Origin of the sequence: Shewanella sp. MMG014 (assembly GCF_018100775.1) — a bacterium.
Classification (GTDB): domain Bacteria; phylum Pseudomonadota; class Gammaproteobacteria; order Enterobacterales; family Shewanellaceae; genus Shewanella; species Shewanella japonica.
In genome coordinates this window covers 78,311-99,558 of the sequence record NZ_JAGJDZ010000010.1, presented here as the reverse complement: position 1 = coordinate 99,558, position 21,248 = coordinate 78,311, and the positions used below count along the sequence as shown (strand labels likewise).

10 protein-coding genes are annotated in these 21,248 nt (G+C 42.6%); 4 read left to right on the top strand and 6 right to left on the bottom strand.

The window, feature by feature from the left end; all coding sequences use genetic code 11:
* Positions 1-72 precede the first annotated feature (72 nt).
* The 3 genes from J8L86_RS15880 to J8L86_RS15870 all read right to left on the bottom strand — a co-directional run bounded on the left by J8L86_RS15880 (position 73) and on the right by J8L86_RS15870 (position 8,791).
* Positions 73-2,532 carry a prolyl oligopeptidase family serine peptidase gene (locus J8L86_RS15880; RefSeq protein WP_211030999.1) on the bottom strand — a complete coding sequence of 820 codons (2,460 nt, stop codon included), beginning with the start codon at positions 2,530-2,532 and terminating at the stop codon, positions 73-75.
* 154 nt (positions 2,533-2,686) lie between these two features.
* Positions 2,687-4,801, bottom strand: a complete 2,115-nt coding sequence (locus J8L86_RS15875) for a winged helix-turn-helix domain-containing protein (protein WP_211030998.1) — start codon at positions 4,799-4,801, stop codon at positions 2,687-2,689.
* 342 nt (positions 4,802-5,143) lie between these two features.
* Positions 5,144-8,791: a S8 family serine peptidase gene (locus J8L86_RS15870; RefSeq protein WP_211030997.1), complete on the bottom strand. Its 3,648-nt coding sequence runs from the start codon at positions 8,789-8,791 to the stop codon at positions 5,144-5,146.
* A gap of 563 nt (positions 8,792-9,354) precedes the next feature.
* Between J8L86_RS15870 and J8L86_RS15865 the strand changes: the two genes are divergently transcribed.
* From J8L86_RS15865 to J8L86_RS15850, 4 genes are all read left to right on the top strand, one after another.
* Positions 9,355-13,188 (top strand): S8 family serine peptidase, encoded by a 3,834-nt coding sequence (locus J8L86_RS15865; RefSeq protein ID WP_211030996.1) that lies wholly within the window; start codon positions 9,355-9,357, stop codon positions 13,186-13,188.
* Between the two features lie 214 nt (positions 13,189-13,402).
* A complete protein-coding gene (locus tag J8L86_RS15860; protein ID WP_211030995.1) occupies positions 13,403-15,376 on the top strand; it encodes a methyl-accepting chemotaxis protein in 1,974 nt (657 codons plus the stop codon).
* 145 nt (positions 15,377-15,521) lie between these two features.
* Positions 15,522-16,259, top strand: a complete 738-nt coding sequence (locus tag J8L86_RS15855) for a transporter substrate-binding domain-containing protein (RefSeq protein ID WP_055025528.1) — start codon at positions 15,522-15,524, stop codon at positions 16,257-16,259.
* 82 nt (positions 16,260-16,341) lie between these two features.
* The gene (locus J8L86_RS15850) at positions 16,342-16,758 is read left to right on the top strand and encodes a DUF6491 family protein (RefSeq protein WP_065110367.1); all 417 of its coding nucleotides are present in this window, start codon (positions 16,342-16,344) and stop codon (positions 16,756-16,758) included.
* A gap of 78 nt (positions 16,759-16,836) precedes the next feature.
* Here the strand turns inward: J8L86_RS15850 and J8L86_RS15845 are convergent, their stop codons facing one another.
* The 3 genes from J8L86_RS15845 to J8L86_RS15835 all read right to left on the bottom strand — a co-directional run bounded on the left by J8L86_RS15845 (position 16,837) and on the right by J8L86_RS15835 (position 21,099).
* Positions 16,837-18,465, bottom strand: coding sequence for a ShlB/FhaC/HecB family hemolysin secretion/activation protein (locus J8L86_RS15845; RefSeq protein ID WP_211030994.1), 1,629 nt, complete (start codon positions 18,463-18,465; stop codon positions 16,837-16,839).
* 323 nt (positions 18,466-18,788) lie between these two features.
* Complete coding sequence (locus tag J8L86_RS15840) at positions 18,789-19,541, bottom strand: putative porin (protein ID WP_055025526.1); 753 nt, start codon at positions 19,539-19,541, stop codon at positions 18,789-18,791.
* Between the two features lie 334 nt (positions 19,542-19,875).
* A complete protein-coding gene (locus J8L86_RS15835; protein WP_055025525.1) occupies positions 19,876-21,099 on the bottom strand; it encodes a threonine/serine exporter family protein in 1,224 nt (407 codons plus the stop codon).
* Positions 21,100-21,248: the final 149 nt, after the last annotated feature.

Genomic DNA, 21,248 nt, shown 5'->3' with positions numbered 1-21,248 from the left:
TGTGTCTGAATAATTAAAAAGCCCTGAATCATCAGGGCTTTTTATTGGTTAGGTTTGTCCTGTCCTAAAAGCTTACTCAGACTCAGCTGCTTTGGTTTCAGGATAAAGCGTGTTCCACCATTGTGGCTCGTCTTTCAAATGTAAGTCGAACCATGCCAAGGTTGCATCCCACCAATCAAAGCGAGCTTGGCGACCATTTATATGATGGTCTTGGCCGTTAAACTCAATGAGTTCAACTGGTTTATCTAGCATCTTTAATGCGGTGTACATGTAGTGGCTTTCACCTACAGGTACATTGGTATCAGCATTACCGTGAAGCAATAACATTGGGGTGTTAATCTTGTCGGCGTTATAAAGCGGGCTGTGTTCAACATACAAATCACGGTTATTCCATGGGAAACTGCCTTTACTCGCAATTCCTGAGTAGCCGTAACCCCACCAACCATGGCCCCAGTAAGCTGATAAGTTACTGATCCCAGCATGTGCCATTGAAGCGGCAAAAATATCGGTTTTAGTGGCTAAATACATGGTCATAAAGCCGCCGTAAGAGGCGCCCATGTTACCAACACGTTTAGGGTCGACAAAGTTATGTGCCTTCAAGAAGGCTTGTGTACCTTCGATAATGTCATCAGCGCTGTAGTCGCCCCAAGCGTTAACGTGACGACCACTGAATGCTTGGCCATAACCTGTCGCACCATTGGGTTGTAGTACATACACGACATAACCTTTGGCAGCCCATAGGTTAAATGGCCAACGACCAGTAAAGTTACGGGTTACTGGCGATGTACCGCCATAGTAATAAACAAGTGCTGGGTATTGTTTATTGGCGTCAAAATCAACAGGCAGATAGACACGGCCATCAATGTTGTGGCCATGTTTGTTGGTAAAATCGAAGTCTTGAATATCACCTAAGCGCGTATCAGCATAACTGGCTGCTTGGCTATCAAATAGCAGTGACTTTTTACCCGATTTCATCAAGTAAGCTTTTTGTGGCACGGTGGCAGAGGTGCCAGCATAAGCAATAACAGGTTTTGATAAGTCGCTGGCTACGCTGAAGCGATTAACCATATCCATGCCTGCATTAATTTTATTAAAGCGCTTTTTGCTAATATCGAACAAATATAATTGGCCACGGTCGCCTTCGCCAACGCGCAATACTAAGTCGTCATTACTCAGTTTTGCTGCGCCGCCAATAGCAGGATCAAAGTCTTTGCTGAGAGCGGTGACTTTACCTTCATTACTACGCCAGTAAAGCTGACCATCATAGTTATTGACAACCACGCTAGTGTCTTGAACCCCTAGACCGTTCATAAAATCAGGCCCGGCCATGATGTACATTCCATCATCAGTATAAGTGGCTGAATTGAAAGTACGGTATTCACCAATGAGCTTTTCAGATAGGTCTTTTACATTGAGCTCAACCAGTTGAGTTAAGCTATGAGCTGGTTCTTTATAATCAACAGGTGAACGAGTCAGCAGTAGTGTTTCTTTATCGGCATGACTGTCGAGCAAGTAGCTGCTGAGTTTGTCATTGGTTAACTGGCGAATGAAGCCTGATTTAACATCTAATTGATAAATTTGGCTGTTGTTACGCCAGTAACTCCATCTATCTTGCAGGGCTTGGAAGCGTTTATTGGTTGCTTTCTCGTCTGCTTTATAGGGCTTCTCCCAGCTAAATAGTAAGTTATCGCCGTACCATTGAAGGCCCGAGACGTTTTCCATGTCATTAGCGAGGATAGCAAGGTTAATGCCATCTACAGTGAGCAGTTGTATTTGATTGTCGGCAACAAAAGCCAATTGTTTGCTGTTATTTGCCCAAGCGGCGCTTGCTGGAGCACTGTGCTGCCAACGATAAAGCACATCTTTACTTGAGGTACTGATTAACTCGGTGACACTGACAGGTTTATTGTCATTATTGGCCGGATAATGGCTTTTGCTTTGGAGTAAATATTTGCCATTTGGCGATAGGTTCAGACTCGTGACGACTTCAGAGTCAAACAACTGCTCAGGAGACACTCGATGGGTTTTAGTTGCTGTAAAACTCGGATTATCAATATCTGACTTACCTTGCCAGTCAATACTGAACTCAGATTCATCATCACTGCCATCGGCTAAAATCATGAATTGGTAATCGCCACTTTGCAGTGCGATTTCAGCTTTAGCAGATGCTTCAAGTAGCACACCGTTAAGGTACATCTGCGGCTCATTAAGGCCTGAAACCGTTAATTTACCTTGGGTAAATCGCTCTGCACTAAGCTGGACTTTATAGCCAACCCAACCGGCTGCGGTTTTAGTATCAACAGCTTGCCATTGGTAGCTGTTACCAAAAATATCGATATCACTATTAGCAGACAAGCTTGATGCAAGGTTGGCTCTTAGAGCATCACTGTGACTGCCAGCAGATAAAGATTGTGAAGTGGGAATGGCGACAGGGCCAAATTGTTGAATATGACTATGGTCGATTTCTGTGCTGTGGCTGAATCCTGAAAACGCCAAAGCGATACTGGCACAAACCAGTGAAAGTGCTTTCATGGGGCATCCTTGTTGTTATTAATTCTTTGCTTGAATTTAAACCCAAAATTAGCGCTACAGTGTGTCAAAAATTGTGCGCTTATGCACCATGTTTTAATTCGTTAAAGTTAGTTGGCTTGTAAAAGAATATGTCACAATTTTTTAGAGCTCATGGCTAGTCTAATAGTGGAATACGATAAATATCAGCATCATTGATACCCTGCATACTGACAATTAAGTGACCGTCAGTGCTACTGGCAAGGCTGCGTTCATTGCGAATACTCATTGCTGGTAAGGTAAACGCTGTACTGATTTGGCCATTGGCATCACGTTTTTGAATGAGGTCATTCTCATCGCTTCGCTCAAGGTAATACAAGGCATTTTGTTGATAGAAAAAACTGCCCCAATCTTTGGCTCTCAGTGAGTCATTCACTTTGGTGTGAGTGCTTTGGGTTTCATCATTAGCGGCTTGAATAACTGACCCATCGCTGATGGCCCAATAATAAATTCCAGGCTCATTATCTAACGTGTAGTAAATACCATTTTTATCGTCTTCGATGGCAAATTTTATGTTTTTATCAAGGAGTAGGCTGATTTTTTTGGTGGCAAGGTCGAAGTGATAAAATCCCCAATGTTCGTTAACAAATGCCGAGTAATAAATAGCGCTACCGTCATTAGAAAAAGAGGCGTAGCGCACATTGCCTTTCACTTGTTCAATCTTTGCTAAGGTTTGGTTTTGAGTATCACCTAAGTACAGTTCATTGTAGTCAATTCCATGGGTGCGAATAGGCGCAGCATAAAGAGAACTGGTTGGAGAAGGGGAAGGGATTGAAATCATACCGATATCATTGGTTAGCATCATATTTTCATTTTGACGCTTAAGCCATAATTCCCAGTTCCCTGAGCGATTAGATAGAAAGATTAATTCGTTGGTTGCGGTAAAGTATTGCCCATATAAATCGCGAGATGAAGAGATTAGCTGTTTAATGATTTGCCCATCTCTTAACGAGCGATGTGTGATGTGTTCTTGTGAAATATGCCTTGCATAATACAGGCTCTGGTTAGCTTCATTGATTGTAATGCTGCTGATGGTCTCATCTTGGTGAAAAGCGCTTAATGTTTGGGTGTCGAAATCGTATCGTTGTATGACAAAGTCCGCTTCCCTTAGCGCAGTAAAATACAATTGATTTTGTGTATGTTCCCAGTCCATTCCAATGATAAGGGTTTCATCTGAAATAAGGTTGGTTGTGGTGTTGCTATCGAGTGAATACAGCATGATCTTTGCTTGCATGTTATCTTGGCTTCGCATGACAGCAAGCTGAGTTGAGTCTGCTGACCAGCTCATCATTAGGTCATGCTCACCAGCTAATGGGGCGGTTAACTGAGTCACTTCCTGAGTATCGAATTGATAGCTAAAAATAGCTGATGCATCTGTGGTCGCTTTGACATACGCAAGCGCTTTACCGTTTGGCGACCATTCAAGACTGTGTAAATACCCCTTACTAACACAGGCATTATCCAGTTGTTTATCTTGGTTTGTGATGAGATCACGAACATGCACAAAACACTGATTATCGACAGTGGTTCTTAGGTAGGCCAATGATTGTCCGTCAGGCGACCAGCTTGGCGTTGCTTCGGTATCGTGACTCATTGAAATTTGTCTTAGTGGGGCATCTTCGTCTTGTAAATTCTTAATGTATAACTGACCTTTTGTCCCACTTTTACGCCATTGAAACGCCATAAACCGTCCATCAGGTGAAATGGATGGTCGCTCTTCTACACCTTCAAAATGTGTGATTCGCTCTGGTTTAACCTGAGCATTAATCGGAGGCTGGGTTAACTTGGTTGCTGTTTGGCTGACAAAAAATGCAATACATGCAATTAACGCCAAAGAAAACCCTATAAATATGGGCTTTTTATTATCAGATTTTTGCTGTTGATGAGTGACCACCTTAGTAATGGGGACCGGATCAATTAATAGCTGGTAACCCACTTTTGTGACGGTTTTGAAGTAATCTTCAGGCTGTTGTCCAAGCTCAGAAAATGATTTTCTTAACTGCCAAATGGCATTCCCTGTTCCACGCTTTCCTACTTCAGTATTACCTTGCCATACTTTTTCAATTGCTTGTTCTTTAGTGACTGTTTGTTGAGGATGAAGCAGCAATAATTTCAAAAATTCGAATACTTTTGCAGGTAAGGCAACCGTATTGTTTTCTGAGGTGATGGTCATGTCGTAACAGTTGATAATGCATTGACCAATCTGGTAGCGCTGATAAGGAAGGGAAATCATATTAACAGCATAAACTCCTGAGCGTGTTTCTATTCGTTATTATGTTCAGAGTAATATTTGGTTATGGTGTCTAAAAATATTATTTAACGGTGCTGGTATATTTTATTAATGCGTTTTAGGCATGACCAAATAGCTTTGAGTAACATAACTGATTTATTATTTTTTGAAATACGCCATGCATTTTGGGATCTTGGATAAGGTTTACTGATAGGAGTGTTTTTATAACAATTACAGCGTCTTAAGTTATATTGCTTAAATGTTAAATTAATGTTTCAATTTGTATCTCGAGAAATAAAAAAGCGCCCTAAGGCGCTTTTTATTCATTTTAGATCTTATCTAAGGTTAGTGTTGTCTACGGCGTAACCCGAGTAAAGCGAGCAAGCTTAAGCTTAACCAGCCAAGGCTACCACCATCGTCACTTTTAGGTTCTGGCGCCGCTTCAGCCACAGGTGCATTAATGGTCATGGTAAAGCCAGTTTCGGTTTTATTGACCATGTCATCAGCTGTTACAACCACCTCATAAGTCCCAGCAGCAGCAGTACCAGTAATCATACCTGTTTTACTGTCGATACTGATGCCTTCAGGTAGACCCGTCGCGCTAAATGTCAGTGCATCACCTTCAGCGTCGCTGAAATACATTGAGGCATCAATTTCAGCCGTTTGTTGAGCATCCATAGTGACAGCTGGCATTTCAGCGACAACTGCTGGTGCAATATCATTAACGTTATTAATGTTAATCGTCACTGTCGATACCGCAGTGTATGCGTTACCTTGATAGCCAATGACTTCTAAGTCATAGCTCATGTGGCCTGCATCATAATCGATAGCATCAGGATTGTTGACGGTGATTTCTCCGTTGTTTGCAACCGAGAAAGGATCGCCAGGAATTGCTTTGGCTAATGCCAGTGTATATGGAGACCATTCTGCTTCATATTGACCATTAGCAAAGAAGGTTTCTGCATCCAGCTCAACATGGGCAACCACTTCTCCCATTTCTGCATCTTCATTAATGCTGTGACTTTGGCCGTCTTTGGGATGTGGAATAAAGGCATAATCACCTTGGCCCATAGGCGTCGCCATTGCCCAGTTATTTTCCAGGCTCATGATTAACATCCCGTCATTTTGACAGCCACCGCCACCAAACCCGAAAGAGAAGTTACACTCACTTGCCATCGCAAGTTCAGCTGTTTCACCAGCGGCTAGAGTGACCATCGGGCTGTAATCTTTGGCTTCACCTTCTTCCACTAAGCGAGAGATTAATGGTAGTCCACCATCTTTACTTTGTGTTTCGACCATTTCGCCGGTAAACCAGTCGAAATACTCAGTTGTGGCTGTCTTACCATATTGGACCGGATTAAACAGAATAATGGGTTCACCAAGGTTTGCTAAAGCGTCGCGGTCGGTGCCAAAAAGCCAGCCTTGGTTTTGGTCAAAGTCCTCTAAGCTCGCCATGTTTTCGCCATGATATAAGTCATCGAGACAGTATTGTGCGACAAAGTTTTGGCCATGACCTGTGACATACGTGGGTAAGCTAGATTTTGTGTAGCGGCCATAATGATCGGTCCAGTCGTACTCTTTGTTAAAATCAATGTAGTAGGAATGTGGCTGACCATTTTCATCAACTTCAATAAAACCACTCATGACCATTTGAGTCGCTTCATCCCATGCATAAGGATCGCCATTAACTGCTTTATCGAGTTCGTTGTCGATAACAAACTGCTCTTGGTAAGTACTCCAATAGACAAGTGCTGCACCCGCTTTATCAAAATGGTTCGCCATCCCGACATCATTCGGTTCAAAGAAGCGGCCAGCAACAACCATTTTTTTACCTGACGAACACATCGCTTCATCATAAATACCACCAGCAACCGTGTTGAGCATGTTACCTTTGGTATGCTCTTTACCGACATTGATGTTGGGTTGGTGTTTCATGGCAGGAAACACGGCAAATGTTGTTTCTGTTTCACTGTCATTGGTAAATTGCTGTGCATATGCACCAGCTGTTTCGCTAAATTTTTGAGTAAACTCAGTACCGTATATTTCTTCATACGTATCAAAGTGACGGGTGATAGACGTTTTCGCGCGTGGTTTGGCAAGCCAATTCACACTCAGTGTTGGTCGTTCTTCAGCCATTAATTGCAGCTGGCCTGAAAGCTCGATTTTTTGCCAATTTTCAATAGTTAAATCACTGCCCATTTTCATCGGCCAATTAGCCAGCTTGGTGTAATCAACAACCATAGTGACTGGGAAAACGACCGTTTGTCCTGCAGGGACACTGATATTGGCTGGGTGCTCCCAAGTCAGGGCCATGTCGCCATCTTTGCCCATGCTTGTTAGGGCAACATCGTATGTGACGGTTTCTTCTGAAAGGTTTTTAAGCTGTACTTGTTTGGTATAACGCTGCGTGCCAGTGCCCTCTGAAAAGCCAAAACTGAGGTTAGGCTGATATGAGCCTTTTTCCCACACAACCGCTGCAGAAGCTAATGCGTCTTCAAGGTTTTCAGCGCCGCTACCAATAAGCGTTAATTCACCTTGCTTGTTGTTTAGATCCATGACTTTGTTGTTGGCTGTATTCATGAGCAATGCTTTGATTTCAGTCATCGACAATGAAGGGCGTTTTGATTTTAATACCGCAGCGGCGGCAGCCATGCGGGCAGCAGCCATGACAGTGTCAGATTGGGTGTCCATTTCATCACCACCACCGACAACGGCGACTTCGATATCTTCAGCGTAGCTGACCATATCAGGTTTACTGAATGTTGATGCACCACGAACTGGGCCATATGGAGTCTTTTCTGTGACCATCATATTGCCTTCTTCGTCAGCAACCATGCCACCAACTGTTAATGCACTCGGCGCGGCGCCGCGCCATGTCATATTAAAACTATTGTCGTACCATTCTCCGCCATTACCAGCATTAACTACCACTAAGCTACCTAATGCCGAAGCCATTTCAATTGCATAAGCTTCAATCACTGCACCTGATACGCCATCATCATGCTCAGCATAAAATGCATTACCACCTAATGCATCGACGACAATGATGTCTGCTCGATCGTCAAAACTGCCGTCTTGATTTGGGTCAAGAGCGTATTCTAGAGCCAACATAAATGTGCTTGAAGTTTCTGATGACAAGCTATAGCCGTAGCCATATGGATCAGACACATTTGAGGTTTTATACGCTGCAATTTTGGCTGCAGGCGCTAAAGCGTGAACAACGCTGGCAAGTCGAGTACCGTGGCCTGTATTGTGTGTCGCGCCGTCGTAATCACGGGTAAAATACACATTTTGGTCGATTGGGTTTGGATCTAATCCCCAGCCTGCATCACTGGCTAAGTCCATCCCTTCAACAACCACATCGGTTGGAAACCCATCAAATGCATTAACGGCATTCTCCATTGCTGTTGCATAGGATTCATCGCTGCCATCGCCGCCAAGTCCTGTATGGGTATAATCAACACCACTACCAATGATGGCAACTTTAACGCCTTCACCCGCTGTCATGTCGTCAGAAAATGCTGGCGCAGAAGCTGGAGTGATAGAGTTAATCGAAGGACTTGTTGCTGTACGAAGTGCATTTGTTGGCACGCTAATAGGTGCTGCAGCCACAACCACGGCTTGTACACCATCAAGTTGTTTAATTTTTTCAATATAGCTGCTGTCGGCTTGTACTCGAATAAAGTTACCTACGAGTTTAGAACCAGGAAGCGTCTTGATATTGCCATCAAGTGCCATGATGTTATTAATCACTTGCTGCTGGCTTGCTTCTATTTGTTGTAGGCGCTGGGCAAATTTACTTTTGTTGTTGATAGTTGCTTTAGTTAACGACCCTTTATCAGATAAGTAAACATATAAGGTCGCATTTTCGGTTTGTTGAGCTGAGGCTGAGTAAGGTGACAACACATCAGACTGACTGGCAACGACGCTAGCTGCTGGCATCATTGAGGCGATTGCAATGCACGTCGCTAGTTTTGACTTGGTAAATGACATAGGGTTTCCCTTCAAATTATTGTTTTATATTTTTGCTTAACTTCATTTCTTTTTATTTCAAATAGAGTTGCCGCACTCTTAGGCTCATTGAGTCAGAATTCCTCTGCTCAATACTCGTACATAGGTTTTCATTGAAACCACCACAAAGCTCAAGCAAATGGGCGTTGATTTTGTTTCTTTTATCTTTCAATAATTTTTCATTTACTTAATAAACAATAAGATAGCATCTGTTTTTTATTGTTTAATTTGGAGAGTGCACCATAAAACTGTCATGAAGCCCTGTTATGGAGTTAAAAGAGAATATATCGCTAAAATTGGATACATTTAGATACAATTTGTTTTTGTAAGTTTATGATTAAAAAGGAATTGAAATAAAAGTGAAGCTTAAATGAAATGGAATAGTCGCTGTATATTTGCCTCAGATTATTATCTTCGAGTATCAAGGTTACAGACATCGTTATTGCTGCGAAATGTTGTCGTTAACAGCATGATTTATTGCCAAGCAATGGCTAACGAAAACAGATAAAGACGCGATAGATAATAATTAGAACGAGGAAGATATTGTGACATCGATATATAAGAAAAGCTTAATTGCAGCAGCGCTAACGCTGGCATTTAGCCCTAACTTGCAAGCGAAAGTGGTTGATACCCGAGGTCTTGATACCGATAGTGGTCAGCGAGGATACCAACCAACGACCAAGAATCCACGTCAAATTGATAACCTTTATATGGTGTTATTAGATGACCAGCCCCTAGCGACTTATCACGGTGATAAAGGGGATCTTAAGGCCACAAGCATTTTAGCTAACCCATCAAATTCCCGAGCTAAAACAGGCGTGCTGAATGTTAACAGTGCAGTGAGTCAGCAATATATTCAATACCTTAATACCCAGCGTAGTAAAACATTGTCTCTGGCGAAATCAACATTGAACCGCCAATTGGCTGTGCATGACGAGTATCAAATTGCCTTAAACGGTTTCAGTACTGAGTTATCAGAAAAAGAAGCACAAATGCTGGCCTCTGTTGCGGGTGTAAAAAGCGTTCAAAAAGTCGAACTACGTCATTTGAATACTGACTCTGGGCCAAAGCATATCCAAGCGCCAAGTGCTTGGGATGGCTCAGCAACAGGCGTTTCTAGTATGGGTGAAGGCATCATCGTCGCAATCATGGATACAGGGATTAACCATACAAGTGCTTCTTTTGCTGATATTGGTGGTGATGGTTATGACCACACAAACCCACTTGGAGAAGGTACCTACTTAGGTCATTGTAGTGATTCTGATTTAGCGCATTATTGTAATGACAAATTGATTGGTATTTGGGCGCATGAAGCGCTTTTAGACGACTATACCCCAGAAGGGGACGACCGAATTGGTATTGACCATAATGGTCATGGCTCTCATGTGGCTTCAACCACAGCAGGTAACATCGTTAAAGATGTGACGGTTTATAACGCCGTTGGCGAAGAAGCTGAATTTAGCTTTGGTCAAATTAGTGGTGTTGCCCCTCATGCCAATATTGTGTCTTATCAAGTATGCGCCGCCGATGCAGGATGTTGGCCTGATGTCACTGCATTAGCGGTTGAGCACGCAATTGAACATGGCGTTCAAGTTATCAACTATTCAGTCGGTGGTGGCGCAAGTGACCCATGGAATGATACTGATGCATTAGCATTTCTTGCTGCGCGAGAAGCAGGTATCCATGTTGCGGTCGCAGCAGGTAATGACGGCCCTGGCGCTGAGACCGTTGGTTCACCGGGTAATGCGCCTTGGCTTACCACCGTCGCCGCTTATACACATGATCGTAGCTTCACAGACAAGGAAGTCACCTTTACAGGCGGTGATTACGATCTTGAGCCATTAATAGGTAAAGGCGCAACAAGCGGTATCTCTGGCGAAATCATTAGTGCTGCAGATTTAGGCATGGCAGGCTGTCTTGAGCCTTTTGACGCTGACACAGTAACCGGAAAAATTGTTGTATGTGAGCGAGGTGATATAGCAAGGGTAGCTAAGGGGACTAATGTTCGTGCTGGTGGCGCTGCTGGTTTAGTCTTGATTAACTTAGAGGGTGGCGCTGAGACAGTCGATGCTGATTTACACGTCTTACCCGCAGTACATTTAGATGCTGATCAAGGTGCACTACTGACGGATTGGCTATCGTCTGGTTCTGATCATACTGTGAGTTTTAATGCGTCAGTACTTGAAAGCGATCCTGCTAAAGCAGATATTGCGGCGGAATTTACCTCACGAGGCCCTGAGTCAATAATGAACCGTTGGCTTACACCGCATATTTCTGCTCCTGGCGTTGAAATTTATGGGGCGAATACAGAGTACCAACCGTGGCGAGATACTGGAGATAAAACAGAATCTCCGACGACCTTTATGAGCGGTACTTCTATGGCGAGTCCGCATATTGCTGGTGTATATACCTTAATTGCTGCTTTAAAACCGGAGTGGACACCGGCTCAAGCTCAATCTGCTTTAATGCTCAGTGCTGAAACAAACACATGGATGGAAGACGGTGTGACGCCATCCAGTTTATTTACAGGTGGAGCTGGCAGCGCACGTGTCGCAGATGCATTAAACGCTGGCTTGGTGATGGATGTATCGCATGAAGATTATACGTTAGCAGATCCTAGTTTAGACGGCACACCCGAGTCATTGAACCTACCTTCAGCATTAATGAATAACTGTATGATGGCCTGTTCGTGGACAAGAACATTCACAGCAACAGCATCGTCAACATGGACTGTGGGCGAGTTATCTCAAACCCCTGGTTTGTCTATCTCTGCAACCCCTTCAAGTTTTACCCTTGCAGCTGGCGAAAGTATTAGCTTAGATATCACTGCAGCCATTGGTGAAGGCTATGCGTCAGAATATGGCATGGGATATTTAGTATTAACGCCAGAAAATACCGCGCTAACTCCCGCCAAGGTGCCGGTAGTGGGGAGCTTTGTTGCTGGCAGTATGCCTGAAATAGCGCAGTTAACCACAGGGCAGAATAAAGGTAGTGCTGCGATTTCTGGCATTAAGACCGTCGGCTCAAGTGATATTCAGGTTGGGGTCTTTGAGTTAGCTGAAGTTGAAGTGATTGAAACAACCATACCTCGAGACGACAGCGATACATCGAACTGGCCAACGAATGTGTATAACGATAGCAGTAAGTATTATTCGCAATTAGTGAACATTACGCCGAACACTAAGCGTCTTATTGCACGTGTTAAACATACCAGTTCACCGGATTTAGACTTATATATTGGCCGTGATAGTAACTATAACGGTAAGCCTGATAATGCACGGGAAATGGATCCTTTAACGTGTATGAGCGCAACAGAAACGGCTTATGAGTTATGTGAAATCAATGACCCAGATCCAGGTTCTTACTATGTCACAGTGCACAACTATGGTGATACGTCTGCGCCGTCAGATGTCGAAGATGATGTGGTGATTGAACTCGCTGTCATTGGCAAAGATGATGAAAGTGTAACTGTTGACTTTAAATCTGCTGTGGCAGCCGATGAGGATATTGGGTTAGTCCTTAACTGGGATAAAACACTTAAATCTGACACGCTTTATACGACTGTAGTTGAAATTGGTACCGGTGTGGATGCTGCAGATAACGTGGGATTAATGCCAATTGAGTTATACCGAAAAGCAACCTATGCCCAAAGTCAGCTGGATGTCGAATCAGCAGATACTGGCGATATGATCACATTATCTATTGCGCTTGCAGACAATGACACTGATGAGGAACGCACCTTATTAGTCACTGCGCAGTTGCCAGTCGGTTTGGTTATCGAAAGCGACAGTCATCAAGGGAGTGTTGATGGTGAAATGGTTTCTTGGGAAGTGGTGCAAGCGGCCAATGAAGCTGGACAAGAGATTGTCGTGGAACTTGATACACAAGCATTGGTGATGAGCCAAGACTTGGTATTCAGTGTCTCGCATACTCTTAATGAAGTGAGTCATACTGAAATGCTAGCGCCTGTAATGTTAAGTGGTGTACCTGTTGCCAAAATCAATGGTGAACAATCCATTTCGCTGACAGCTGATGAAGGCACGACAGTGAGCTTATCTGCAAGTGATAGTACCGCGCCTAATAGTGATGATGAGTTAACTTATGCTTGGAGCCAAGTGTCAGGCCCTGTGGTGATCTTCGCAGATGCAATGGCCATGGATACCGATGTAACGCTGCCAGCGGTTGATGCTGATGCCAGTGCCGTGATTGAGCTAACGGTCAGTAATGGTGTTAAAACAGCGGTAGCTGCAACAGCAACTATTGCTGTGACTGCTGAAGTGATAGCACCAGAGCCTGAACCTAAGTCTGATTCAAGCGGTGGTGCAATGGGATTATGGTTATTTGTGCTGGGCTTGTTAGGCCTTAGACGCAGAAGTTAATCTCAGCGCATCTTTATCTAAATTCTAAACTTTATATTTAAGCCGCTTCAATGATGAAGCGGCTTTTTATTTGTGTACGCTTTATGTGATTTTATCTATAAATTTGTCAGATTAAGTCTAGATTAATTGAGCTTAATCATCTTTTTTAGCTGGTTTTTATCATATTGTATGTCTTATTGGTTTTAACGTGTTTTGAATAAATAAGAAAAATAATATGAAGCTAAAACATAAGTTTAATCTCATTATTGTGCCAGCGGTTGTGTGTGGTTTTATGTTATTGGCAACACTGACTATTTACTTTAGTTTGACCACCATGAAACAAACGGCTGAAAATACAGTAAGTGGTAATAGTGCATTGCTGCAAAAGAACATTGATAGTTGGTATCAGCATAACCAAGGTATTATTAGCGCACTCATTCGCAGCCCATATATACGTGAAACGTTACAAGCTAATAATGCTCACATTGACAATCGCATCTCGACAGGCAATAACGTCTCGCAGGTTGCTGAGCAACTCTCTAAGCACTTTGCGGCCTTAGCTTCTGAATTTCAATTTAGAAACCTCGCTTTACTCAATAAACAAGGTGTCGCCATCGCAGCAAGTAATCAGCAGCGTATTGGCCAAAGCTATCAGCAGCTTCCTTATGTTAACGCTGCATTTAACCAAGCAGATATTGTTATCTCTAACCCGAGAAAAAGCCGAGTAGACGGTAAGTTATTGGTCACTTTTGCGAAACGGGTTCAAGGTGAAGGGGTGTTATTTGCCAGTATCCCACTGGATAATTTTTACCATGACTTTGTTGATATTAGCCAACATGATGAGCATAGCTATGCGTTTATTTTATCAGCGCAATGTGAGCTTATTGCTCACCCATTAATAGACAGTCAGCGAACGTTTGCGTCACACCAAGCATTGTGCAAACAACAAGGTGGCATCGTTGATTTTGAAGAGAATGGGGTCGCGTATCTTGGCTCAATCAGGCAACAGGCTAGTACGGGGTGGATCATTGTCAGTGCTACCGATAAAAAAGTTATGGCCGCAAGCCAGTCTCAATTAATACTGCTGAGCAGCATTGTGGCCTTAGTTTCATCATTATTGATCACAGGGCTTATTTTAGGGTTAGTGAATGCAATAACCAAAGGGTTAGGGACAATGGTCACCGCAGTCGATGATTTATCGGTAGGAGATAGTAATCTGACCCACCTTGATGCCAAAAAGTGGCAAGCATTATTACAACGCACTGATGAGCTAGGCCATATGAGCCAGTCAATGAAGCAATTAATTGAGATGCAAAAGCGCCAAGTTGCTGCGGCTGAAATTATCGCATCTGGTGACTTAACTTGTCAGCCGTCGGTAGCCGGTGAGCGAGATCTGTTAGGGCATGCGTTGGTTGAAATGGTGCATAACCTCACCTTGTTGACGGTATCGGTAAAGCAAAATACCCAGCAAATTATCAGTGCGACAGAAGATCTGAATCATCACAGCAACAGTCTGGCACAAAGTGCCACTGAGCAGCTAACGTCAGTAGGCTCGATCAGTGCAGCGTTGCAAGAAATAGACAGCCAGATCCATTTAACAGCTAACGCAACAGAAGAAATGAACCAAAAAGGTCAATCCGCTTATTTAGCTGCTAAAGCTGGTAATGATCGAATGCAAGCCTTGAGGGTCGCTTTACAAGATATTCATGTTTCAGGTGAACAAATTGCCACTATCATGCGAGAAATTACCCAGATTGCTGAACAAACTAACTTAATTGCACTTAATGCAGCCATTGAAGCGGCACGGGCAGGAGAGTTTGGTCGAGGGTTTTCTGTGGTGGCAGATGAAGTAAGAAACTTAGCAAGTCGCAGCGCTGAAGCGGCTGATAAAACGGTGAAGTTAGTGCAAGTGTCGTTAACTAAAATGGATGAAGGAAATCTCGTTGCAGAGCAAACTGGCCTCGCATTCAACGATATTGTGGCTCACATGAGTTATTCAGCAGAGCAGCAAGATTTTATCGCTCAGGCAAGTAAGGAGCAGGCGTTAGCAACGTCGGAATTAACAGAAGGCTTGGCGCAAATAGATGAAGTTGGCCAACAAGTGGGTATGATTGCTAATGAAGTCTCTGAACAGTCTCAAGGACTGTCGCACTTAAGTACCAATTTAAAAGCTGCGAGCGATAAATTTACTATAATAGAAACTCACTAATGGAGTTATCGATATAACCTAGGTGATGTGATTGTGGCTGGCTACAATCTACCTCTATGAAAGTGCTCGCTAAATTGGCATAGGTACAGGTAAAGCAACAATCATATCCCGGTGTATATCGGTCGCGGCAAAAGGACTTATTGCCATGAAAGTGTTTCTTAATGTTTTCTTATTTCAGTTTCTTTGTATGTTCATTTGGCTAATACCTGTCGCTGGTGCGATGGCAAAACCCTATTCTTTTGTTGGTATCCAAGGGCTAGCAGAGCAGGAAGTCGGTGCCAGATTATTTGATGGATTTTGCAAAAAGTACCAATTAAATTGTGAAATTGAAATGTTGCCTGCAAGCCGAGCTGAGCTTAATGTGTGCGAAGCTAAAAGTGCCGGTGAAATCATGCGCATATGGGAATATGGCATTGATAATCCCGATCTCATTCGCGTTCCCACTCCTTATTACCACTTAAAAACGGCATTACTGGTTCGCAGTGATAATCGCCTCAATATTTACTCGCTAAAAGATATCGTCGATGTCAATGTGGGAGTGATCCGTGGTGTTAAACATACCGAACAAATTGACGTAAACCCAGATAAGCTATTAAAAGTGGCGTCTACTGAACAACTCATGCAGCTTTTAGTTAAAGGTCGTATTGATGTGGCGGTGACCAGTCGTTTAGATGGTGCAAGTACATTGAATAAGATGAATATCGACAATGTGATGATATTGCCTGTAGAGCTACAAACTTACCCCTTATATGTGTATCTGAACAGCGAATATGCCCATTTGGCTCCTATATTGGATAGCGCCATTAACGACAGCATTAACGCTGGATTAATGGAGCAATGGCAGGTAGTCGCTGAACAATCCGTGATATCAAAAATTCATTAGCTTTTTCACTCATTCATTGGTTATGCTGACGTTATGCCGTTAAAAACGTGAACTAACTGAACATATTACGGGGTGATAGCTTATGTTGAATAAAATGATAATTGCGTTGGTATCGTTAATGTTATTGGGATGCAGTGCGTCAGAGGCAAGCAAACAAAAAGCTGCACTTTATCAATTTGATGAGCTGACTGAAGTCACCAGTATTGATAACTTTAGGATGGACGGTTGGCGAACTATGGACAATCGCACAGTGTTTGTTGATAGTCGACCAAAACAAACTTACCTCATTGTGTTAAGTGGGGTAAATACGAATTTAACGTTTGCAAAGGCCTTGGTTATTACATCTCGCATGGGTAAGGTGACAGTTGGGTTTGATACCGTATCAACTGGCGACGCTCCGCAATTTAAAAGTCAAATTAAGAAAATTTATCAAATCGATAGCAAGGAACAAGAACAGCAAATTCGTGACAAGATTGCTGGATTTGAAAACATCAAATAAGCCTTTCAGCTGTTAATGTTCAACAAGGGAACTGGTGTACTCAAGTTGAGTCGCAGAGGTTAAATAGTGAAGATCTTATTAAAAACGGTTTTTTACTTGAAAACGCCATTCCCAGTCATCGACTTTCTCCCCACTGGTAAAAGGCACGGCTAAATCAATATGACCTACGCTACCATAGCTTGATTTTGAGGAGAAAACTCGCGCACCAATGCCGACACTGCCTATAGGGGAGCTGACCTCGTTGTTTTCATCAGGTCCGCCAAAGGCTTGCCCTATATCAACAAAGGTTGCCCAACCTAATTCAGCTAATTGGTAAAGGTTGATGTTGGGATAATACCTAACTTCACCTGTGAGTAACCATTGATTATCACCATATTGGTAATCATTGGGATACCCCCGAACTCCAGTGTCATCACCTAAAGCAAAAGGTTTATCAAGGTAATTGTTTTTCGAGGTTGCCAGCCGAGTTTTAGCGTAGGCAGTCCATTTAGGATGAATTTTATAAAAGTACTCAGCTTGAGCGCTAACATTATAAAAGTCTTTTTGGCTGGTATTGATGCTAGCTTGGCCACTGAAATTGAGTAACAGTAAGTCTTTTTCTAGTTGATAACCTCGGCTAGAGCTAACATTAAAATGGTAGCCGATATTACTCCCCTCACTAACATCATTGGTTTCAAAACCAACTCGAGCATAATGGCGCCAGCCTAAATTAAAATCCTCATTATTGTTGATCAAGTGAATATTGGTAAAAACCTGATAGTCATCTTGCAGGTATTCATAACCTATCCAAGGGTAAATAAAATCTCTATTTTGAGGTAAAGGGCCATCGGGGAACGTGTCACTGGCTGCAAATTGATGTTTATCCTGGGTAACACCGAGCGTTACTCTTGAAAGATCTGCGTCTGTTTTATTTAATAACCAACCAAAAGACAAGGCGGCATAATCAACGTTATGTTCGAATTCATTAACGTCTTCACCATTTTGTCTCGAAGTATCAATACGTTGATCTGTTAAGTACTCTGCAAAATACTGATCCTTTGTGTCCAATGAGTAAAAAGGCTTAGTAAAGTACAAGTGGGTTGCTTGGCCATCACTGTTGTCATAAATATTGGCAGATACAGTGGCATGTTGAATAATTTTGAGTGGGGCGGTAACGCCAAATTTATAACCCGTTCTATCAGCATTAGATTGATACTTAAGGCGAGTTTTAATCCCAAGTCCCATTAAGTTATCTTCTTTAATCCCGATTGAATATTTGGTTTCACCGCCACTCGAACTCAGACTAAATGTGGGGAGTAGCGACCAGTTATCCCAGGTTTCAACCACCACGGTTTGCTCATCGGAGTCCGCATCGGGCGCTTTCTGGGCAACATATATTTTTGCATCACGTAAGTAAGGTTCAGCACGCAATAACCGTTGTGCTTCTGCAAACGTTTTTTGAGTGACTTGTTCACCCTCTTTAAAAGTGAGCTTGTCGAGAATGGTGGGTTCAGTGGTATTAATGTGTAGCCAATTCGCCCAATGATGGATAAAAAAGGCATCAGGGTCACTTTCGTCAAAAATAGCATTACTCTGCACGATAATGTTATCAACAGTAATGGTGTTATTTTGATTTGCTGTCTCACGGTCTTTATCGCTTTGATTGGGTACAGTTAGCGGTGCTTGTGAGGCTAATGCAAGCACGGGAGACATCATGATGACTAACATAAAGCTCCAAGCGCAATGGGTAAGCTTTATTGATGCGTTCGTTGTTTTTATTATGGTTACCTATACTTATTTTAATGGCCACAAATGAGAAGTCTTGAGTGCTATGTATAATTGAATTAGCTAATTAAGTTATTGACCTAATAGTAATTAATCATTGCACGATCATTTTTAGTGCAAAGGTTTAGTGGCTAAGATTAAGTATGGCGGGTATTTGAAATTTCGCAGATTATTTACAAAAATTATTGGTTTGACTGAGAGAGTCAATAAAAAAAGGAGCCTCATCATGGCTCCTTTTGGGTATCAGGGGAGATAGTAAGCAAGGTTTAGAAGCGACCGACAATACCGATACTTGCGCCAAAGCCATCTACATCAGAATCAAGTACTTTAGATACTTCAAAAGTTGCAGAGAAGGCGTCTGACATACGCAACCAGTACGCTGTCTTAGCTGCAAAATCATTATCTGAACCGTCGTCAACATATCCAAGCCCAACAGACCAAGCTTTAGTCACATACCAGTCAGCATTCAAATTGAAGATGTCGTCATTGTCAGTGTGAGTCCACATAGCACCTAAATCGATGCCTGTTGTGGTTTCAAAGGCTAGAAAACTGCGAATTTCAGCACCGTAGAATGACTCAAAATCATCACTGCCATCGACATAGAATGCCGCGACTTTCGAGCTGTCATTGAAGTAGTAACCCGCATCGAATTGATAAAGGTTGCCACTGAAATCGCCGATTTCAAAGCGATTGTATTCAGCACCAACAAACCATTTTGAGTCAAATACATAAGTTCCATCAATACGAATTGTGTCAGTATCTGCATCATCAAACATTGAGTAACCAGCACCAATATTAGTGGTTTGCGCTAAAAAACCATTCAATGCATATGGGCCATTATCTTGTGATACTGGCTTGATGTAGTAGCGGTAGTTTAGATCCCAAATACCATCGCCGAATTCTTCAGTATTAGCTGAATATTCAAGACCAGCTTCGTGTTGAAACGGAGCATCTTGTGCTGCGATTGCAGGAAGTGCGAATAGACCAGATAGTAGTGCTAAAGCGGTAACGTTTTTCATCAATCATTCCTTTATTTGATTATTATCGCTAGGTGATTCAAGCAAATAAGGACATGGAGATATCAAGGTAGGTTGATTCATCCATTGAACCTGAATTACGGCCTAACATCATAGTCGGTGCCGCATGCTTTCCTAGCGGCGCAGAAGGTAATACAAATCAGAATAAAAAGAAAATAAAAAATACGAAATAACATAAAATTAATTATTTATCATGATGTTATTACGTAATAAGTAATGTATTTGACTGATTGAGACATACTTTGAGGTAAGGGAAAGGTCAAACCGTGTGCTCCTATATTAATAGGGATGACATGCTTTGACCTTAACGCTGAGATTAAAGGCTACGTTTAGGAGGTACAATCACGTTTGCAAAAATTAAACCTGCGATAAGTGACATAAAAATTAAAAATACCTGTGTGCCTAAATGAGCCTGGTTTAGCATGGTCTCACCTGAGATCATTGCATTTAAACCAATATAAGTTTTACTACCAGGAACCAAAATAACAATACCTTGAAGCAGTGCAATTGATACGGGTGCTTTCATCCAACGAGCATAAAGGTTTGAATAAATGCCAACAGCCAGTGCACCAACAAATATACCAATTGACTCCCCTAGGTAAAGACCGCCTAACATGGCAGAAAAGTACGCCACAATACCCGCGCAAATACCCCAAGGTGAGTCTTTGATACGTGCTTTAAAAATGATAACCAACGCCATAGACAGTAATGGAACGGCTGCCCATGAGGCATAGCGAGGGAGTAAATCGGGTTCAATATACACAGATTCACCAAACATCACTTTACCCAAAGTCATGCCGAGTACAGCACCAAAATACAATTTAAAAAGCAGCATGATCGCATCCATGATCCTTGCTGTGCCTGATATTAAATCTCGAGCGGCAAGCTCAGCTAAACCAAGGGTGAGCGCTAAACCAGGGATAAAAATAATGATCCCTGACAAGATGACCACGGGTATATTGATGCTGGGATCAACCACCGCTGCAATACCACAGGTTAAAATCGCGCAGACTACAGCCGCTAACGGTTCAAGCATTTCAGCGACACGTTTAGATTTTTCTGCCCAAAATACCAATCCATAAACTAGCAAGCCCAGCATGCCAGACCAAAAAACATCGTTCCAGCTGGTATCCATTAGCATCGCAAACGCGCCAGCACTCACCCCAAAGGACAATAACGTTAGCCCATGACCGTAAGGGTTAGGTTTATTGGCAATTTCTTCTAAACGCTCGAGTGCTTCACTCAGGGTACGTTGCCCTGTACTAAGTTCTTCAACCAAATCAAAGGTGCGCGCCAAAGAGCCTAAATCCAAGTCACCGGGTTTAACCCTGGCAACATGGTTATATTCTTGTTCGGTATCGTGCTGCAAGACGAAGGTCATTGAGGTGGGTGATATTAAAAAGTATCCCTCAATTCCTAAGGTCGAAGACACCGTTTGTAAGTGGGATTCAAGACGGTAAGCGGGCGTACCGAATTTATGCAGGGCTTTGCCTAATTTTATGATAAATCTGCGTTTTTCAATGAAGTTGTCATCGTTCATTAGGCGTGCGTCACTCTAGTTAACATGGGTAGTAGGTCAATGGCGCGAATAGTAACCGAAATGAGGTTGGCTGAATACCTAAAAAGCAGCAAAAAATTGTTAAAAAGTTGATAATTCCATTTTGTTTCAATGTGTATAGAATGAATACT